This window comes from Arenibacter sp. ARW7G5Y1 (genome assembly GCF_003201775.1).
In the GTDB taxonomy this organism is placed as follows: domain Bacteria; phylum Bacteroidota; class Bacteroidia; order Flavobacteriales; family Flavobacteriaceae; genus Arenibacter.
Genome location: NZ_QJJZ01000011.1, coordinates 185773 through 205773 on the forward strand (window position 1 = coordinate 185773; position 20001 = coordinate 205773).

The window sequence follows — 20001 nt, forward strand, 5'->3', positions numbered from 1 at the left end:
AGAGGTATGAGTTTTATTGAAACTATTTTAAAATCCGTCGTATTAAATGAAGCTGTAATCACCGAAAAAGTGAAACTTTCCGAGGCTGCTTTTAAAATTCGTCTAGAAAATGAAAACATAGGCAAAACCAATTTTATACCAGGCTCTTTCCTGCGTATGGGATTGGGTATAGGCAGGGATGAATTGTCATTGAAAGACAAAATGAGAAGCTATAGCATTTGGGATATCGATAAGGACAAGTCGTATATGGATGTGGCCATTGCCATCCACAGCAATGGTATTGGCAGTCAATGGATAAAGGAATGCCATGTAGGTGAAAAGGTTTATTTTAAAACCAAAAAAGGCAACTTTTTGGCAGATGTCTCTGCCGATAGCTACATGATGGTAGGCGACCTCTCTGCACTATCGCACCTTTATATGATTCGTCGAAATATTGGCAAGGACAAACAGGTGGAAAGCATTTTGTACAGCCAAGATAAACAAGACCTGTTTCCTGATGTTGACGGTACCCTACCATTCGATTTTTACGGATTGCCAAAAAATCCTTCCGAAGATATTATTGCGATGATAAGAGAAAAAGTCTCTACATTTAAGGGAAAAAAAATGGCATACATAGCAGGTGATAGTAGAATTTGTGTGACCTTAAACCATTTTTTTAGACAAGAACTGAATTGGGAAACCAAGCAAGTTAAAACCAAACCTTTCTGGAATCCAGATAAAAAAGGACTTGAATAATGCATATATTGGACCAGTACAAAGAAGTTCGAGCTTATACAGAATTCATCTGCAAGCCTCTCAAAACAGAAGATTATGTGGTGCAGGTTGCCGAATTTGCAAGCCCGGCAAAATGGCAATTGGCACATAGTAGTTGGTTTTTTGAAACCTTTATCCTACTGCCCCACCTCTTGGATTATAGGCCTTTTAATAAAGATTTTGCCTACCTGTTCAACAGTTATTACAACAATGCAGGAGACAGGGTTTTAAGGGCAAAACGCGGTAATCTCACCAGACCTACCACAGAAGAAGTGTATGCCTATAGACAATATGTGGATACGGCTATGGGGCAATTGTTGCATCAAAAGCTGGATGCCAATGTCGTTCAATTGATCACTTTGGGATTGCACCACGAGCAGCAGCATCAGGAATTATTACTGAGCGATATCAAATATATGTTTGGACAAAATCCATTGTTTCCTGTTTATGATGCCGACACTAGTTTATTGGGCCAAGAAAGCAATACCGAATCGGGAAATATAAAAATTCCGGAAGGGGTCTACACCATAGGATATCAAGGAGATGGTTTTTGTTTTGACAATGAATTGGGAGTACACAAGGTGTACTTACATGATTTTGAAATTCAAAAAGGTCTGGTTACCAATGGCGAATACCTGAAGTTTATTGAAGCTGGTGGCTATAGTGATTTTAATTTGTGGCTGGATGAAGGCTGGTCCTGGTTACAGCAAAACCGAGTTTCAATGCCATTGTATTGGCATCTAATGGATGGCCAATGGATGCATTACACCTTAAAGGGGTTTCAGAAAATAAACGAAAATGATATTTTAAATCACATCAGTTTTTATGAAGCCATGGCTTTTGCCGAATGGAAAGGCATGCGATTACCTACAGAATTTGAGTGGGAAATAGCTTCGGACAGACTTAATTGGGGGCAGCGTTGGGAATGGACCAACAGTGCATATTTACCGTACCCCGGTTTTAAAAAGGCCGATGGTGCCATTGGGGAGTACAATGGCAAATTTATGATCAACCAAATGGTGCTAAGAGGCGCCTCTATGGCTACCTCTCCAAAACATAGCAGACCCACTTATCGTAATTTTTTTCATCCAGATGCCCAATGGCAGTTTACTGGTATACGCTTAGCTAAATGAACAAACAATTCGCCAACGATGTTAAAGAGGGTCTAAGTAAAACCCCGAAAAGCCTGTCCTCAAAATATTTTTATGACGAAAAAGGTTCTGCCCTTTTTTCTAAAATAATGAAATTGCCCGAGTACTATTTGACCGATGCAGAGTTTGAAATTTTTCAAAAGAAAGCTCCTGAAATCATAAAACTTTTAGGCATAACAAGTCAAAAAAGTTTTGACCTTATCGAACTTGGGGCTGGCGATGGGTATAAAACCATTGAATTACTTAAAGCATTGGATACCCTTAATTTTCAGTACAAGTACTGCCCGATCGATATTTCAGCCAAAGCACTGCACCAAATAGAGGAAAATATCCATCAACAGATTCCAAATAAAAAAATAGACCCCAAACTGGGGGATTACTTTCATATCCTTCATGAATTAAAGTCCTCTCCCCTACCCAAAATAGTACTGTTCCTTGGCTCCAATATTGGAAATATGGAAAATGTGGAAGCCAATGCCTTCCTAAGCCACCTTAGTGAAAACTTATCCAAAGACGATAAAATTATACTTGGGGCAGATTTAAAGAAAAGCAAGGACATAGTGCTTCCTGCATACAATGATAGTCAGGGCCTGACCAGTGCCTTTAACCTAAATTTATTAAGCAGGATAAACACTGAACTGGATGCTGATTTCAATACCGAATTATTTGTACATACCCCTATGTACGACGAACAGGAGGGAGTAGCTAAAAGTGCCATCAAAAGTACCGTGAATCAAGAGGTGGAAATTAAAGTGTTGGATATGAAAGTTGCATTTAAAAAAGAGGAACAGATCCACACCGAAATTTCGCGAAAATACGATGACATTAGCATTCAAAATATCTGCCTGGATACGGGTCTGAAAATTGTTGGTAAGATAACGGATTCGAAAAACTATTTTGCGGATTACATTATTGAGAAACAATAATTCGGAAAAAATGGTCTTGATGGATTGGGGATGTAGGGTATGACCAATCATTGCTGCCAAAAGGCAATATTAAGACCATACCTCTTAACAGGGATTAAAGGTCAAATTGGAAACTGCTTTGAAAATTAACAGCAGTTTTAGGCCTTTATCTTCAGTAAAAAACGTAAATTGAAAGTAATAAAGTTTACGGAAAATGGTTTTAAGGATAGGCGTTATTATAGCAATAACCTTATTTACTAGCAGTAGTAAAGACTTGGATTACAGTAAATTGCAAGGAGGAAATTTCAATTTGGAAAAAGACCTGTTGTTGGTTCAATTTGATTGCAAAACCGATGTAGACGACCTACATACCCTAGCGGCATTTGCAACACTTATGAGAGACCCCGCTTTTTCAAAAATAAACTACCATACCGTTGCAGGCACCTATGGTATTCAGGACGGTTTATACGTGCCGCCCAATCCATTGTTCCAGTTGGCATTTAATGACAATTGGACGGATGCACATGAAAATATAGGCCCCTCGGTTGAAAAAGTAATGACCATAATAACTTCAACCCTACTAAATGAAGGCGATGTATGGATAGCTGAAGCCGGACAATCAGATTTTACAGCGCTAATAATAAAATCCATTCAAGCCGATCTACCTGAAATTAACACTTCGGAAAATATTCATGTGGTTCAACATTCGGATTGGAATGAAAAGGTTACCACTCCGGAGGATCTGGAATTTGTAAAGAAAAATACGGATTATCATAAAATACCCGACGGAAATGTTGTTGGCAACGGGACGCCTGGTTTCCGCTCAGCAGAATATACCACTTGGAAAGACAAAATAACCAATCCCCAATTAATGGAGGTTTGGGAACGCGCTATAGAAATCTCAAATAAGTACAACGGTACAGATGGGCGCTACAACAATCAAGCTATCGCGCAAGGTGGTATGGACTTTTCCGACCTCTCTGAAGTTTGTTGGATTTTGGGAATCAATGATATTAAGGATACGGAACATTTTTTTAATATCTATTCCAATTAAAAAATCCGCCAATCCTTAAGTAAATAATTTTGTAGAAAAGTCTAATTGAAAGTCACTGGTCTTTTGACTTTTGAAAACAACATCTACCTAATTTAATATTTATAAATTGGGCCAAGGAAATTAATGGTCTCTGTACCGATATTATCGGTTTGCATTTTAAAGTTCCCCGTCACTCTATTACTTAACTTTTACAAGTTTAAAAAGTAAATAAATATGAGATTTTTCGGATTTTTAGTAATTGTCGGCTTCATGGCAACATTACAGGGGCAGTCTTTTAAAGGTAATATTAGTCATGGAAAAACAAGCTTTAATTATCAAATAGCACTTGCGCCGATTGAAGGTAAAACAAGGGCATTTTTTTCAAGTATGGAAATGAATGCTTTTGAAATACCCTGTCAAAACACAACTTATGACAAAGACTCCCTCAATTTTTATGTGATCAGTGATTATTATACCTATGAATACAAGTTCTTGCCGTACAATCGGAACTTCAAAGGACAGTTAAAGGTTTATTCCAATGAAACAGAAAAATTATTAAACACTTTTGAGACCGAGCTGACCCCTGATAATTTAAAGGAATCGGACCTAATTGAAAAACAGGAATTAATCTTTGTTTCCAATACCCTGAAGCTTCATGGGACCTTATGGAAGCCTAAAAATCCGATAAAAAAGGGTTTGTTTTACGTGACTTCCTCTCAAGGAAATGACCGAAGTGGCTCCAATGCCGAAGCACAATACTTTGCGGATTTAGGGTACACAGTTTTTAATTATGATAAACGTGGAACTGGCAAATCTGAAGGAGATTGGCAATCCGCAACCATTGAAGAACTTTGTACCGATGATATCAATGCCTTGGAATTCTTCTCCAAAATATCCTCACTGCCTTTATCGGTTATTGGCATTAAAGGAAGCAGTCAGGGAGGTATAAAGATACCTTATATCTTGTCTAAAGTGCCCGATTTGGGTTTTGGGATTTCCATCAGCTGTCCAAGTGGAACCCTTATGGAAAGCGATTTGAACCATTGGAGAAATTTGAACTACGATCTGTTGGGAAAAGCTAATATTGATCGGGCTCTAAATGTTCAAAAAGCAGGGTATGATTATCTCGCAGGCAATATTTCATACGAATCATTGCTTACGATAAAAAATGAAAACGGCAAGGAAGATTGGCTTAAGCATATATGGATTCCTGAGGAGGGTGTACAAAAGGATTATAAGTTGAATTTTAGTGGACTACCGTATTTTGAGAAAATAACACAGCCCATATTGGTGATTCAAGGATTATCGGATGAAATAATTCCCATGGATAGTTACAAAACCATCGAAAAAGTAATTAGTAAATCCAATTCAAATAATTATAAGGTCATTACTTTAAAAAACACATCACATTCTATGACATCCGTTAATAATGAATTTCCTTATTTTCAATTATTGACACCGGAGTATTTAACAGTAATTACCAATTGGCTCAAAGCAATCGAAGCTAAATAATTACTCAAAACAGCAATTGCTAAAATAATGGCCACATTTCTGCTAAAATAAATGTCCTTTAAATATTGAAAATTAATAGCTAAACCCTGTTCTTTGTCCAGAACACCCCGGTGTAAAATATAACCTAAAAGCATTGGAAAAATCTTCTGGAATTATGATGTTAAGAGCACTTTTTTTACTTGGCATATTTTTAGTGGTTCAGCAAACGTATGCACAAAATTATGAAATCACTTCCCCTGACAAAAACATACAACTCAAAGTTAAGGCTGATGGTGGAATATTCTGGTCTGCTTCCCTAAACGGGCATGTAATTATCAAGGAAGCCAAAATAGCTATGGATTTTTCCTCTGGGGAAGATTTCGGTGTAAATTCCAAGGTAAAGCACCATTCCATAAATGAATTTTCTTCAATGATATATCCCACGATCCCGCATAAGGATGCCGAAATTAAGGATGAATATGTTCAATTGTCCCTTACTTTTAGGGAACAATTTCAGCTTAAATTTAGAGCCTACAACGATGGTGTTGCCTATCAATTTATCGACATGGGCAAGAGGGGGAAAAATGTAATATCAGAACAGGCAAGGATCACTTTTCCGGAAGGAACAAAAGCCATTTTTCCCCAAGAAGACAGTATGTATTCACACAATGAACGTTCCTATTTGAACAAATTCGTAACAGACATAGAAGCGAATGAATTTTGTAGTTTGCCTGTCGTTTTTACTACGGACAAGGCGAAGGTATTATTGACAGAAACAGCCCTTCATGATTATCCCGGAATGTTTGTGGGAGGGAACGGGAATACCACCGTAGATGCTATTTTTCCAAAATTTGTTCTGGAGGCAGTAGATGATAAAGAACAACCAGACCGCAATCAATCCATTACAAAGGAAGCAGATTATATAGCTAAAGTATCTGGTAACAGGGAATATCCATGGAGGGTTTTTATGATGAGCAATGACGACCGTACCTTTGTAGAGAGCAACTTATCCTATCAACTATCCAGCCCGCAAGCAATTAAGAATACGGCATGGATCAAACCAGGTAAAGTGGCATGGGATTGGTATAATGCCAATAATATTTATGGGGTAGATTTTAAATCAGGGTTAAACACGGCTACCTACAAATACTATATTGATTTTGCCTCTGCCAACAATATAGATTATATAATTTTGGATGAAGGATGGACAAAGTCGACCACAGAAATCCTCGATTTCAATCCTGATATAGATGTAGCTGAATTAATTGGGTATGGAAAAGAAAAAGGAGTGGATATTATTCTTTGGACGCTATGGAAACCCCTCCGGGACAACCTAATCGAAATCCTTGAAACCTACAAAAGTTGGGGTGCCAAAGGAATTAAGATCGATTTTATTCAACGCAGTGACCAATATGTAGTGAACTCATATGAGGAAATAGCAAAAGAATGTGCTAGGCTGGAATTGTTGGTTGATTTTCACGGTTCGTTCAAACCTTCGGGCTTAAGACGTAAATATCCCAATGTTATTAACTATGAAGGTGTAAAGGGCAATGAAAACAACAAATGGAGCAAAGATGTTACCCCCGAGCACAATGTGACCATTCCCTTTATTCGAATGGCCGCAGGACCAATGGACTATACTCCTGGAGCTATGAGCAATAGACAAAAGGCCAATTTTGGCATTAGCGGCAAGCGACCAATGAGTATGGGGACACGGGCTCATCAAGTAGCCATGTATGTGGTTTATGAGGCTCCCTTACAGATGCTTTGCGAATCCCCATCAAGGTATTATCAAGAACAGGAGACTGTGGACTTTATCGCACAAATTCCAACTATATGGGACGAAACCATTGTACTTCATGGTGCAATAGGCGATTATATTGCAGTAGCCAGAAAAAAGGGCGACAAATGGTTTATTGGAGCTATGACCGATTGGACTTCCAGGGAATTACAATTGGATCTCTCATTCTTAAAGGAGGGAAACTTTAATATGAAGGTGTTTAGGGATGGTATAAACGCGGACCGCTATGCGGAAGACTACAAGATAGATACGATGGAAGTAAACCGAAAATCCAAAGTCACAGCTAAAATGTCCCCTGGTGGAGGTTGGTCGGCCATCATCACAATTCCCAGTAGACAATGATATTAAGCACAATAGCCCTACATTGCTCTATGACCGTTAACTCTAGTCACTAAAAAATGAACCTGTCGAAATCTCAGTTTTAGTGTTGGTATTGCTTATAGGTATGTGCAGTCCGAAAAACTTACATCATCCAATTTGCGTAATTTAGATTACAGAAAACCAGGCGGGAAGGGAATCTATAGTGGATGCGTGTATACGGAATAAGGAAAATGGTTTGCCCCACATCAAAATCAACGCACAGCCATCAAATTTCAATAAAGTTTATAAAAAATCGTATATATGGCATGCTAATGGGCATGGTTAAAGAGTTGTTGAATAATTGGTATAAGAAAGGATCAATGAATTTAATGCCCCACCCTTCCGTTAATTCAAATTTTGAAGGTGCCTATATGTATTAACCAAGGAGGAGTGATTCATCCAAAAATCTTTAAGGGCACATTATTTAGTAAACAGTAGTTCTAGCCTGATATCCAAAAAATGTAATCCGCACTACCCCATGAATTATAACAATAAAAAATTTAGAACCGTAGTCAACTCCGAAAACGGGGAAACCAATAAGGAAACTATTTTTGAATACCGACAAAAAGGGAATATTTTGACTTCGGAATATCGGGGTGGCCATATTGTTGAAGGACATTTGATAGGTTTGGTAGACCCGGCCGGCAATATAAATATGAGTTATCATCAAATAAACGGTAAAGGCGAACTAATAACAGGGGTCTGCCATTCGAGACCAGAGGTTTTATCCAACGGAAAAATTAGACTTCACGAAAAATGGCAATGGACAAGTGGTAATAATTCCACCGGAAAATCTGTTATTGAAGAGATATAAGCGTATATACTTCTGGGGTAGAGGACTGTATAATCAGAAAGACTATGACACACTACCAATTGCTTATCAAAATTAGATATGTAGGAATTTACTTATAATAATTAAAGGGGAAAATCGTTTTAAAAATGAACATCCCCTTGCACTATATCCAAGGTGTTTTAAGCTGGGGAATATATAATATTGAACGAAGATTACAATCAATGGATGAATTCTCTTTAAGACGGGTAAAACTGGTCTATCGCATATCAATACTTACAACCCTATTATCTGTAATTTGGTTTTTTATTGCCAGAGGTTTGGATTTGGCAGACCTGAGCAATTATATTGCTGCTACCATCCCATTTTTTATTATTTCCGCGTTATTATCCAAAAAAGGCATGCTTACACTTGCCCGCTTTATCTACCTCTTGGTCTTCAATATTAGTGTTGCACTCACTGCCTCCTTTATAGGAAAAGCCGGTAGTGTAGAGTTTATTTTGATGTTTGCCCTGGCCTTACCGTTTGTAACGTTTTCCTATAGGCGGGAAAGGCTCTATATCGTTATTTTTTCAGTACTTCCCATGCTGCTTTGGTTACTTCTTTATGCCACGAATTTTGATCTGTTTACCCAGGCCCATTTGGATGCAGAACTGGCCGGTAAATATGTTTACCCCATCTCCATTGCCACTACCATTATACTGGTAACCTATCAAATAATTTATTTCTCCCACATAAATGCCCAATATTCTTCCAGTATCCATAACCAACGTGAGGAAGCCATTGAGGAATCCAATGCAAAATCCAGATTTTTGAGCATGATGAGCCATGAGATAAGGACACCACTAAACGCAATCACCGGCCTCTCGCACATATTGGGGGATTCCAATCCCAGAAAAGATCAGGAACAAAATATAGAAGCACTGAATTATTCCGGGAAAATTTTACTGAATCTACTTAACAATGTTTTGGACTTCAGTAAAATGGAATCCACAAAAATTACCTTGGATCCAATTCCTACCAATATCATCTTGGCCGTAAAACAGATAAAAAAAATACACGAACCCAGTTGCTTGCGAAAAGGTATTACGCTACAATTGGAAATTGACAAGGACCTACCCATAGTTCAGTTGGATATTGTGCGCTTTAATCAAGTAATAAACAACCTAGTTTCAAACGCCATCAAGTTTACCGATGAAGGAAGCGTAACCCTGAAGATCTCAAAGCTGAACCAGACCAAGAACACTGTTCTTCTGCGTACAGAAATAACGGATACGGGAATAGGTATTGCCGAGGATCAACAGGAAAAGGTATGGCAAGCCTTTAGCCAGGCATCTTCCAGCACAAATCGTTTATATGGCGGAACGGGTCTAGGGTTACCTATTGTAAAAAGTATAGTGGAAGCCATGGATTCCCAGGTAAAAATTCTTAGCAAGCCGGGGCTGGGCAGTAGCTTTAGTTTCGATTTGTCATTAAAATTGGCCCCAAACGAGGAACTGGAACAAACCACCCAAAGAAAGGAACATAATTTAAAGGGAAAAAGAATCCTGTTGGTGGAAGACAACCAGATCAACGTTATGGTGGGCAGACAAATTTTGGAAAAGGCCAACCTCTTGGTAGATGTGGCATATGACGGACAAGAAGCCGTAAACAAAGTTCTGGAGAACAATTACGATGCCTTATTAATGGATATACAAATGCCGATAATGGACGGATATTCCGCCTCCAAGGAAATAAGAAAATTTAATGCGGATATTCCCATTTTGGCCCTATCTGCCTCTGTATTTATGGAAGTTAAGAGCAAAATTATAGAAAGTGGAATGAACGGTTTCATTTTCAAACCTTTTGAGCCCGAAGACCTTCTGGATAAGATTGAAGAAGCAATACAAAATGAAATCCCAATAACTTAACTATATGAATCCATTAATGAAATGCTTATTTCACACAGCTTTATATACCACAAAAATTCGCTATAGTCCCATATCTAAGTAAGACCACATAGCTTAGCTGAAAAGGAAAATACAATATCACTTCCTTAATTTGTGTCGTTTTTTTTGGAGGATAGTAAAATAAATATCGATAAAAATAACAATTAGGTAATATTACAGAGTAAAATTACCACCTGAATTAATTAGCCTTATTTTTGCCATCGTACCAGTATGAAAAAATAGTTATTCAGACAGTAAGGTCAACTATAGGACATTCGGGTTTTTAATAGTTATGGATTAATTCTACTGTATATACCTAAACAATAACTCAATGGCACATTTTACCCCGAAAATTGCTGAGGAAGAAAGACTGGCCGTTCCCGACACCTACAAGAATTGGAAAAAATGGGGGCCCTATTTGGCGGAAAGACAATGGGGAACCGTTCGGGAAGATTACAGTGAGCACGGAAATGCCTGGGATTTTATAGGACATGAAAAGGCGCGTAGCAATGCCTATAGATGGGGAGAAGAAGGTATAGGTGGCTTTTGTGACTCAAGGGAGATTTTATGTCTGGCTCCGGCCTTTTGGAACGGCAAAGATGATATTTTAAAGGAACGCCTGTTCGGACTTACCAACAATCAGGGGAATCACGGCGAAGATGTTAAGGAACTCTATTTTCATCAGGTATCCACACCCACACATTCCTACAGCAAATACCTTTATAAGTATCCACATAAGAAATTTCCATATAGCGACCTGATTAAAAACAATATTCGGAGCCGAGAGGAAACGGAATATGAACTACTGGATACCAATATATTTGGGAAAAATGCATATTTCGATTGTTATATAGAATACGCCAAAGCCGATATAGAGGATATTCTAATGAAAATCACCATTGTCAACAGAGGTCGTAGGAAGGCTGAGATTCATGTACTCCCACACCTATGGTTCAGAAATTTCTGGAAGCACAACAAGCGATTTAAACGACCAAGTATAAAATCTATTGCAGACAATTGCCTGCAAGCTAGAAGTATAAGGAATGGCAGGCATTACCTTTATCACGAATATGGAGAACAACTTTTCTGTGAAAACGAGACCAACAATAGGCGTGTTTATAATGTACCCAATGAGGTGGAATATGTGAAAGATGGTATAAATGATCATGTAGTAAATGGCAAGCGTACAGTAAATCCCGAAAAGAACGGTTCCAAATCGGCCATCTGGCATAAGTTTAAATTAAAGGCCGGTGAAGAAAAGATTATACGGGTACGTCTTAGTAAAAGAAAATTACAGGATCCTTGGGCAAATTTTGATACTATTTTTGAGGAAAGAATAAAGGAATGTGAGGAATTCTATGATACCAAACTAAATAAAAACTTGCCAAAAACCCACCAAAAGATAGCCAAAAGTGCCTTCTCAGGGTTGTTGTGGACCAAGCAGTTCTATTACTACGATGTCTTTAAGTGGCTATTTGGAGGACCAGGTGAACCAAAACCAAACAGGGCCAATGCCAGGAATTTTAGTTGGCAACACCTTACCAATCGGCATGTAATATCCATGCCCGACAAGTGGGAGTATCCATGGTACGCAGCTTGGGACCTTGCCTTTCATATGGTTTCCTTTGCTGAGATAGACCCCTATTTTGCCAAGGAACAATTACTCCTGGTACTGCGCGAAAGCTATATGCACCCCAACGGGCAAATACCGGCCTACGAGTGGAATTTTAGTGATGTTAACCCCCCCGTACATTCCTGGGCGGTTTGGAACGTGTATGAAAAGGACAAACAACAAAACGGTATGGGCGATACCAAATTTTTGGAAAATGCCTTTCAAAAACTACTTATTAATTTTACTTGGTGGGTAAACCAAAAGGACAAACACGGTACCGATCTCTTTGAAGGTGGTTTTTTGGGGCTGGATAACATAGGTGTATTCGACCGTAATCATATGCCCCAAGGGGTGAGTAGAATGCAACAGGCCGATGCCACCAGTTGGATGGCCATGTTTACTGTGAATATGTTGCGTATGTCTTTGGAACTTGCCAAAACCAATAAGGTCTATGAGGAGTCTGCCGCCAAATTTTTTAGGCATTTTTTGAATATTGCCTGGGCCATGCACCATATTGGGAAAAAAGACATTTCACTTTGGGATGATGGGGACGATTTTTATTATGACGTGGTTGAGCTCTCCAATGGTGAAACCAGTAGGTTGAAAGTCCGATCGCTGGTAGGTATAATTCCCTTATTTGCGGTAGAGATAATACATAAGGACCTCTTTGAACAATTGAAGGAATTTAAAATTCGGGCGGCCGAAATAGTAAGGACACGACCAGATCTGGCTTCCCTGATCTCCAACATTGAAGAGACCAATAAGGATGGGAATTACTTGTTTTCGATCATGAGGGCCTATAGATTGGAAAAGCTCCTCACCCGGCTCTTGGACGAAGATGAATTTCTGTCAGACTTTGGTATTCGTTCACTTTCAAAATACCATAAAGAGCATCCATTTGTATTTCAACATAATGGTCATTATACCATACATTACGAACCTGGCGAGAGTCGCTCCAATATGTTCGGGGGCAATTCCAACTGGAGGGGCCCCATCTGGATGCCGTTGAATTATATGATCATTCAATCCTTGCGAAAGTACTATACCTTTTATGGGCCAACCTATCAGTATGAATTCCCAACAGGATCTGGTATAAAGCTCAACTTAAAGGAGATTGCCAACGAGCTTACCAAGAGATTGGTAAAACTTTTTGAACATAATTCCGAAGGTAAATTCCAATATCATGCCGATGATCCCAATAAACTTTTCTCAACAGATGAGAACTTTAGGAACCAACATCTTTTTTATGAGTTTTTTGACGGCGATAATGGCAAGGGACTAGGAGCTTCCCATCAAACGGGATGGACGGCATTGATTGCCAATCTCATCATGGAAATGGAAGAATCCAAATCCTAAACCTGTTATTTTTTTTGGTCGTAAAAATCCAAAATTCCATAATGCCAATCGGCATTTGGACTATGGCATTAGTTTAACAAAAGGTATTAAACCTCAGGGCAAGTCTGACTTTGTCGGCAGACCCTGAACCCAATAATAGGAATAGACCCTAGGGTCGAGGTATTGAACCTAGATCCCGTCGAAAAAGGCGGGATTAGTTCAACTTGCAATTTTAAGTGCGTCTTACTTACTTCTCAAAATTGAGTTTCACTAATAGATGTTTAGACTTATATTTTTTGGTAATTTTAATACTTCAAAAGTTAAGGTCCTTTAAATATTAACCAATTAAATTAAACATGAGCCATAATGATTATCACCTAGCCCAATTCAATATCATTAAACTCAAAGATCATCTCGATTCTCCCATAGTGAAGGAGTTCAAGGATTTTTTGGGGCCAGTGAATCAGTTGGCTGAGGAAAGTCCTGGTTTTATTTGGAGACTTAAGGACGAGAGTTCTTACGGAGCCACCGACCTGGAAACTCCTTACCAGGATGAATTGATTTTTATTAATATGTCCGTATGGCTCAATTACGAATATTTAAAAACCTATACCTATCAAACGGTGCATAGTTATTTTTTAAAGAGCAGAAAAAAATGGTCCTCTGAAATAGAAGGCCATACAGCGGTAATGTGGTATTTGGAAGCAGGTAAGCTTCCATCAGTACATGAGGCAAAATCAAAATTGGATTTCCTAAATCAGTTTGGTTCCTCCGAAATTGCTTTCAGTATGACTGATATATATAATTTTGACGGAACCAAACTGGATAGGTGAAAATTTTATATTAGGATACAGCATAGAAGTAGTCTTCCAGTGTAGCCAACCAACCTCCTTTTCTTTCCTTGAATTAACAGAACCTATTGCAATTTTACCATAAACAAATATTTGATTTTTCGGGACCCTGTATAGCGTGACTAAAATTCCACTTAATTTATTATCTTTCTACGGTGGTTGGGAATCAGTACCCATTTCTTCCACATAAATTTAGGCATACTTCCAAGGTATCGCTGTAATGTTGAATAAAAACCAAACCAAAAGATTGAAAATGAAAAATTTTACTTCGTTTGCGTGCTTCCTCCTTTTTAGCACTTTTTTAATTGCACAACCCCGTCAACAACTCGTAGAGGTCATTGTAAGTCCAAACCATGCCGATTGGACCTACTCCCTAGGTGAACAAGCGGAGTTTACCATTTCCGTTTTTAAAAACAATGTAGCCCTGGACGATATAGAGATTAAGTACAAGGTTCAACCAGACCCTGGGTACCGCACCCTAAAGGTTTGGGATGAGGGCACACGCACCCTTCGAAACACATCCACTAAAATCAAGGCCAAAAAATTTACCGAACCTGGATTTCTCCGTTGTACAGCAACTGTTGAAGTAGATGGGAAGGAGTATTCGTCCTATACCACGGTAGGTTTTGAACCTGACAAAATTCGGCCCACCACCACCTTACCCAAAGATTTTGAAGCGTTTTGGAATAAAGGCAAGGAAGAATTGAACCAAGTACCTATGAACCCAGTACTGACTTTGATGCCAGAACGCTGCACAGACAAGGTAGATGTATACCATGTGCAATTGGACAATATAACAGGGAAAATCTATGGTATTCTAACCAAACCAAAAAAAGCAGGGAAATACCCAGCCATCCTTCACGTGCCCGGTGCAGGAATCCGCCCTTACTATGGGGAAATTGACGAAGCTGCGGAAGGTTTTATCTCTTTTACCATTGGTATCCACGGCATTCCTGTAAACTTGGATAAAAGCGTTTATGACAACCTTAGAAGTGGGGCGCTCAACGGTTACCAGACCTTTAATTTGGATGATCGGGATAATGCCTACTACCGCCGTGTTTATCTCGGTTGTGTTAGGGCTGTCGATTTTATAGAAAGTGTAGACGGTTTTAATGGTGAAGATATTGCGGTTACCGGTGGTAGTCAAGGCGGTGCACTTTCCATTGTGACCGCAGGCTTGGATGATAGAATTGATTATTTGGCAGCCTTTTTCCCTGCCCTATCCGATATGACGGGATTTTTACACGGGCGTGCTGGAGGGTGGCCTCAAATTTTCGTAGACGATTTCACCAACAAACCGGAAAAAATAGAAGTTTCCAAATATTATGATGTCGTAAATTTTGCCCGTTTTGTAAAAGTACCGGGCTGGTACAGTTGGGGCTATAATGACAATGTATGTCCGCCTGCCTCTACTTATTCCGCCTTTAATGTATTAACGGCCCCAAAGGAGCTTCATCTTTTTCAAAAGACCCAGCATTGGACCTACCCAGAACAACAGGAGTTGAAAAAAGAATGGCTTTACACTAAGCTCAAGTAATCGGATAGATGGGACGCCAAGGATTTAACGAGGTCCTTCCCATATTTAATGGAACCAAACCAAGCAGTAATGAAAATTAAAGAACAGCATCGGAGAGAATTTATAAAACAAAGTGGTCTGGGACTTCTGGGCCTAACATTGTTACCTTCGGCCTATGGCAAAATTGCGCCTAGCGATCGCCTCCGTGTAGCCCACATTGGTGTGGGCGGTATGGGCAACAGCCATATGAAATGGTTCAGCGCTCTACCCGAAGTGGATGTGGTTGCCCTCTGTGATGTAGATGAATCCCATCTGGCAAGTAGTCTAAAAACAATGGAAACCCTTCAGCCTGGAAAAAAAGTAAAAGGTTACGGTGATTTCCGAAAAATTCTGGACCGAAAAGATATTGATGCCATCACCTGTGCTACCCCGGACCATTGGCATGCACAGATCGCAAGCCTGGCTTTCCAGGCAGGAAAGGATGTGTACGGTGAGAAACCCCTTTCCTATGATGTTAAAGAGGGACAAATGATGCTCAAAAACATGGAAAAGCACAACCGTATTTTTCAAATGGGGACGCAGATACATGCCACGGACAATTACCATCGTGTGGTAGAAATTATAAAGTCGGGCGCCATTGGCAAAGTCCACACGGTTCGATTATGGAAAACCGGGGCACCACCAAATTTGGGCAATCCAAAAACTGCGGCCGTCCCTAAAGGGCTTAATTGGGATATGTGGCTGGGACCGGCACCCTATGTAGATTATATCCCCGAAAAATGCCACTTTACGTACCGCTATTTCTTGGATTATTCCGGAGGTTTTTTTGCCGATTTCTGGTGCCATATTGCCGATGTGGCTTTTTGGGCCTTGGAACCCAAAGGCCTAAAGAGTATTGTTGCCCGAGGAGAAAAAGCCGAAGGTATTGCCGATACTCCAAAATGGATCGAAATCGATTATGAGTTCGACGGTCTAAAGCTCTATTGGACCAGTGAACCTCCAAATGTTCCCGGTGCGGCAGAGCGTGGAATTGGCGCTTATTTTGAAGGAGATAAGGGAAGTTTAATTTGTGATTACAATTCCCGTGAAATCACCATCAATGGGGAAACTGTGACCGATATCCCTGAAGTACCAAAAAGTATAATCCGTTCTCCGGGACACCAACAAAACTTTGTTGATTCCGTTAAATCCAGGACCCAACCCGAATCGAACCTGGCCTATGCCCGTACCATGACCCTGCCCATGCATTTAGGGTTGATTTCGTACAGAATGGGAAGGAAACTCAATTGGAATTCTGAGAAGGAGAAATTTATAGGAGACTCCGAGGCCAATAAACTATTGTCAAGAAAAGCCAGAAAAGCCTGGCGGTTGGTAACCTAGGAACCCATTCCAAAACAAGGGGGGTAAGCGGTAGAATACAACTGCTCAATATTGGGCATTTCCAGCATTAACAACAATGATACAATGAATAAAAGAATTGCCTTGAAAATTATGTTCCTTTTACTTGGAACACTTTTGATATTTCATATATTAATTTTCACGGAGCAAATACCCTATGATAAGGTCTGGGCGGGAAAATTAAATTCTGTTGGGGAAATGAAATCTTTTGAAGCTTTTTCCATCCTGATCAATATCTTTATGGCCCTGGTCCTGTTCATAAAATACCAACTTTTGGAGAGCGGAAAAACTAACAAGGCCATTGATGTACTCATTTGGATATTTGTTGTCTTTTTTGCTTTGAACACCTTAGGCAATCTATTTGCCAAAAGTGTAATAGAATTAATTGCAGGAAGTTTCTTGACCCTGGTTTCATGCATTCTTTGTTTTATTATTGTTAAAAAGGAAAAATAAAACAACTCTATAAGTAAAAATCATTCCCTTCCTTTCTGGGATATGTAGGCACTAAACAAGAAGCTATAGAAATATTCCAAACTTAAAGAGAGACAATATTTCCAGCAATATTATTCATGTCTACTTGGTCCTTTTCCTAAATAATCCCGAATTTTACAAAAACAAAAATCTATTATCATGCCCGTAAACAAAATTGCCGTAGTAACAGGAGGAAGTCGAGGCCTAGGTAAGGATATGGCCCTTAATATCGCGAAAAAAGGAATCGATGTCATAATTACGTACCACTCCAACAAATCGGCGGCAGATAAGGTTGTTACAGAAATTAGGGATTTGGGTCGGATGGCTTATGCGCTGCCATTGGATACCGCTAAGATCAATTCCTTTGATGAATTCTTTGGTCAGCTTTCCGCTTATCTGAAAGCCGAGACAGGCCAGGAAAAGTTCGATTTTTTAATAAACAATGCAGGTACTGGAATTTATCAACCTTTTATTGAAACCACGGAGGAACAGTTTGATGAAATGGTAAATGTTCATTTCAAGGGGGTCTATTTCCTAACCCAAAAGGCCCTGCCCTATTTAAATGACGGGAGTAGAATTATTAACATTTCTTCCGGTCTCACCCGGTTTACTTTTCCAAATTCATCCGCCTATGCCCCAACTAAAGCTGCCGTGGAAGTATTTACCAGATACTTGGCCAAAGAATTGGCACCTAGAAAAATTACCGCCAATGTGGTGGCCCCAGGAGCCGTAGCAACTGATTTTGGTGGTGGGAAAAACAAAACAAACGAACAAAAAAGACAGGCTGTAACTGCTGCCACTGCCTTGGGAAGAGTGGGAGAACCAGAAGATATTGGTGGTGTGGTGGCATTTTTGTGTACCGAGGATGCCCGCTGGATCAATGGTCAGCGTATAGAAGCTTCAGGAGGGATTCTATTGTAGGGCTATTTCGGATTACTATGTAGGAGGCCTATGATATTCCAAATGACATGGTAAATCAATTTATCCTACCACCTATACTAAATTGAAGGTGTGTAACATTGGTCACTGTGCAAAAATTCAAATTAAAATACCTTAGTTCCATTAATATTCTAAATATAGAACAATGGAACAAGATCAAGTAAACGAACACATCAGCATGCCACGTATTGGGGATGCTGCACCGGAATTTAAAGCTGTTACAACCCAAGGTAATATAGATTTCCCCAGTGATTATAAAGGCGATTGGGTAATCCTATTTAGTCATCCGGCCGACTTTACTCCTGTATGTACCTCGGAGTTTATGACCTTTGCAACCATGGAAGATAAATTTGCAGAAGCAAATTGCAAGCTTGTTGGTCTTTCAATAGATGGTTTGTACAGCCATATTGCATGGTTACGTACCATAAAGGAAAAAATAGAGTACAAAGGGATGAAAAATGTTGAAGTAAATTTTCCTTTAATTGAAGACATTACCATGGAGGTTGCCAAAAAATATGGAATGATTCAACCCAATGAAGATTCAACAAAAGCGGTCAGGGCTGTTTTCTTTATTGATCCAAAGGGGATTATAAGGACCATAATTTATTATCCTTTAAGTTTGGGAAGAAACTTCGATGAACTATACCGTGTAGTCATAGCATTACAGGCCGCTGACGAATTTGGGGTTGCCACTCCTGCCGATTGGCGTCCGGGTGATGATGTAATAGTAGGACCAGCTGGTTCCTGTGGAACTGCAAAAGACAGAATGGAAGACAGTGAAATAGATTGTAAGGATTGGTTCTTCTGTACCAAAAAGTTGGATAAGGATACGGTACTGGATAGAGTGTTAAACAAAAAGAGTCAACGCAAAACCCTAACAACTGAATAATGAACCATATTAGTGGTCCCCTCTAAGGATCTGGATAATAAATTTGAAACGGATCATGATCAATTGTTGTGTTTATCAAAAAATTAGGATTAATTTGATCAGTCGTGTTTTTTTTGATAAATAGTTTTTATTAATATGAGCAATTTTGTAAAACCAATGATTAAATTATATCCAAGGCTTCAATAATTCTTAACGGCCATGCCATCTCCACGACGGAAGAAGAATGACCAAACCAGAGACCTTGATGGCAATACCAAAGGTTTTTAATAACGGAAAATGACTTATCCCCACATGAAGGTTGACGGAACGTAAGGGCCGGCCTATTTTCAATTTCGTCTTAAATCAAGTGGTTTTCACATTGGAAGGTGGAAGGCGTCCATAGAGCATTTCACCCAAGTGAAAGCGGCCTGGACGCCGGGGCCGTGGAAAGTGCGTAGATTTAAAGAAATTTAAAATCAGCCTAGCGTTTTTTGGTTCGTTTTTTGGGCGATGCAAAAAATGAACAGAACACAAAAATGAGATAGTAAATTATTTTTTTTCTAATTCACACACAACTTTTGGGATCGATCCTTTGAAACCCCGCCAAAAAGGCGGGGTTTATTTTACTATTCAGATTCAAGGAGCCTGTGGTTTTTAAAGACGGGTCCACAAACAAAAATGAGGCTGTCTAAAAAGGCAGTCTCTTTTTTTTGTTTATGATTTTAAAAAAAGTATTGATTTTCTTATCTTAATGGTATGAAAAGCAATGTCGTTTGGAAGACCAATAATCAGACGCAAT

15 protein-coding genes are annotated in these 20001 nt (G+C 39.3%); all 15 read left to right on the plus strand.

All coding sequences use genetic code 11. The features are described from left to right. Positions 1–6: 6 nt before the first annotated feature. The 15 genes from C7972_RS16255 (at position 7) to C7972_RS16325 (ending at position 19223) form a co-directional block, all read left to right on the plus strand. Positions 7–735, plus strand: a complete 729-nt coding sequence (locus C7972_RS16255) for an FAD-binding oxidoreductase (protein ID WP_110357227.1) — start codon at positions 7–9, stop codon at positions 733–735. Beyond that, a complete protein-coding gene (gene egtB, locus C7972_RS16260; protein WP_110357228.1) occupies positions 735–1886 on the plus strand; it encodes an ergothioneine biosynthesis protein EgtB in 1152 nt (383 codons plus the stop codon). The genes C7972_RS16255 and egtB overlap by 1 nt, the downstream gene beginning before the upstream one ends. Further along, positions 1883–2830 carry an L-histidine N(alpha)-methyltransferase gene (gene egtD, locus C7972_RS16265; RefSeq protein WP_110357229.1) on the plus strand — a complete coding sequence of 316 codons (948 nt, stop codon included), beginning with the start codon at positions 1883–1885 and terminating at the stop codon, positions 2828–2830. The genes egtB and egtD overlap by 4 nt, the downstream gene beginning before the upstream one ends. A 193-nt stretch (positions 2831–3023) precedes the next feature. Continuing rightward, entirely contained in the window at positions 3024–3863 is an 840-nt protein-coding gene (locus tag C7972_RS16270) for a hypothetical protein (RefSeq protein WP_110357230.1), read from the plus strand. A 249-nt stretch (positions 3864–4112) separates the two neighbouring features. Further along, a complete protein-coding gene (locus tag C7972_RS16275) occupies positions 4113–5354 on the plus strand; it encodes a S9 family peptidase (protein WP_181422916.1) in 1242 nt (413 codons plus the stop codon). Between the two features lie 154 nt (positions 5355–5508). Next, positions 5509–7476, plus strand: coding sequence for a glycoside hydrolase family 97 protein (locus C7972_RS16280; RefSeq protein ID WP_110357232.1), 1968 nt, complete (start codon positions 5509–5511; stop codon positions 7474–7476). A 496-nt stretch (positions 7477–7972) separates the two neighbouring features. Continuing rightward, positions 7973–8308, plus strand: a complete 336-nt coding sequence (locus C7972_RS16285) for a n-acetylglutamate synthase (protein WP_110357233.1) — start codon at positions 7973–7975, stop codon at positions 8306–8308. A 125-nt stretch (positions 8309–8433) separates the two neighbouring features. After that, complete coding sequence (locus C7972_RS16290; RefSeq protein ID WP_258364880.1) at positions 8434–10194, plus strand: response regulator; 1761 nt, start codon at positions 8434–8436, stop codon at positions 10192–10194. 349 nt (positions 10195–10543) lie between these two features. After that, complete coding sequence (locus C7972_RS16295; RefSeq protein ID WP_110357234.1) at positions 10544–13180, plus strand: glucosidase; 2637 nt, start codon at positions 10544–10546, stop codon at positions 13178–13180. Positions 13181–13515: 335 nt separating this feature from the next. Further along, positions 13516–13992 carry a DUF3291 domain-containing protein gene (locus tag C7972_RS16300; protein WP_110357235.1) on the plus strand — a complete coding sequence of 159 codons (477 nt, stop codon included), beginning with the start codon at positions 13516–13518 and terminating at the stop codon, positions 13990–13992. Between the two features lie 271 nt (positions 13993–14263). Then, complete coding sequence (locus C7972_RS16305; protein WP_110357246.1) at positions 14264–15547, plus strand: acetylxylan esterase; 1284 nt, start codon at positions 14264–14266, stop codon at positions 15545–15547. Positions 15548–15616: 69 nt separating this feature from the next. Beyond that, positions 15617–16906 (plus strand): Gfo/Idh/MocA family protein, encoded by a 1290-nt coding sequence (locus tag C7972_RS16310; protein WP_110357247.1) that lies wholly within the window; start codon positions 15617–15619, stop codon positions 16904–16906. An 84-nt stretch (positions 16907–16990) separates the two neighbouring features. Further along, a complete protein-coding gene (locus tag C7972_RS16315; RefSeq protein ID WP_110357236.1) occupies positions 16991–17377 on the plus strand; it encodes a hypothetical protein in 387 nt (128 codons plus the stop codon). Positions 17378–17554: 177 nt separating this feature from the next. Beyond that, positions 17555–18316 (plus strand): SDR family oxidoreductase, encoded by a 762-nt coding sequence (locus tag C7972_RS16320; RefSeq protein ID WP_110357237.1) that lies wholly within the window; start codon positions 17555–17557, stop codon positions 18314–18316. Positions 18317–18479: 163 nt separating this feature from the next. After that, positions 18480–19223, plus strand: coding sequence for a peroxiredoxin (locus C7972_RS16325; protein WP_110357238.1), 744 nt, complete (start codon positions 18480–18482; stop codon positions 19221–19223). Positions 19224–20001: the final 778 nt, after the last annotated feature.

What these genes read in the sequence shown, in the direction of transcription:
- C7972_RS16255 (WP_110357227.1), top strand. Translation starts at nt 7, where the DNA reads ATGAGTTTTATTGAAACTATTTTAAAATCCGTCGTATTAAATGAAGCT.
- egtB (WP_110357228.1), top strand. Translation starts at nt 735, where the DNA reads ATGCATATATTGGACCAGTACAAAGAAGTTCGAGCTTATACAGAATTC.
- egtD (WP_110357229.1), top strand. Translation starts at nt 1,883, where the DNA reads ATGAACAAACAATTCGCCAACGATGTTAAAGAGGGTCTAAGTAAAACC.
- C7972_RS16270 (WP_110357230.1), top strand. Translation starts at nt 3,024, where the DNA reads ATGGTTTTAAGGATAGGCGTTATTATAGCAATAACCTTATTTACTAGC.
- C7972_RS16275 (WP_181422916.1), top strand. Translation starts at nt 4,113, where the DNA reads ATGGCAACATTACAGGGGCAGTCTTTTAAAGGTAATATTAGTCATGGA.
- C7972_RS16280 (WP_110357232.1), top strand. Translation starts at nt 5,509, where the DNA reads ATGATGTTAAGAGCACTTTTTTTACTTGGCATATTTTTAGTGGTTCAG.
- C7972_RS16285 (WP_110357233.1), top strand. Translation starts at nt 7,973, where the DNA reads ATGAATTATAACAATAAAAAATTTAGAACCGTAGTCAACTCCGAAAAC.
- C7972_RS16290 (WP_258364880.1), top strand. Translation starts at nt 8,434, where the DNA reads ATGAACATCCCCTTGCACTATATCCAAGGTGTTTTAAGCTGGGGAATA.
- C7972_RS16295 (WP_110357234.1), top strand. Translation starts at nt 10,544, where the DNA reads ATGGCACATTTTACCCCGAAAATTGCTGAGGAAGAAAGACTGGCCGTT.
- C7972_RS16300 (WP_110357235.1), top strand. Translation starts at nt 13,516, where the DNA reads ATGAGCCATAATGATTATCACCTAGCCCAATTCAATATCATTAAACTC.
- C7972_RS16305 (WP_110357246.1), top strand. Translation starts at nt 14,264, where the DNA reads ATGAAAAATTTTACTTCGTTTGCGTGCTTCCTCCTTTTTAGCACTTTT.
- C7972_RS16310 (WP_110357247.1), top strand. Translation starts at nt 15,617, where the DNA reads ATGAAAATTAAAGAACAGCATCGGAGAGAATTTATAAAACAAAGTGGT.
- C7972_RS16315 (WP_110357236.1), top strand. Translation starts at nt 16,991, where the DNA reads ATGAATAAAAGAATTGCCTTGAAAATTATGTTCCTTTTACTTGGAACA.
- C7972_RS16320 (WP_110357237.1), top strand. Translation starts at nt 17,555, where the DNA reads ATGCCCGTAAACAAAATTGCCGTAGTAACAGGAGGAAGTCGAGGCCTA.
- C7972_RS16325 (WP_110357238.1), top strand. Translation starts at nt 18,480, where the DNA reads ATGGAACAAGATCAAGTAAACGAACACATCAGCATGCCACGTATTGGG.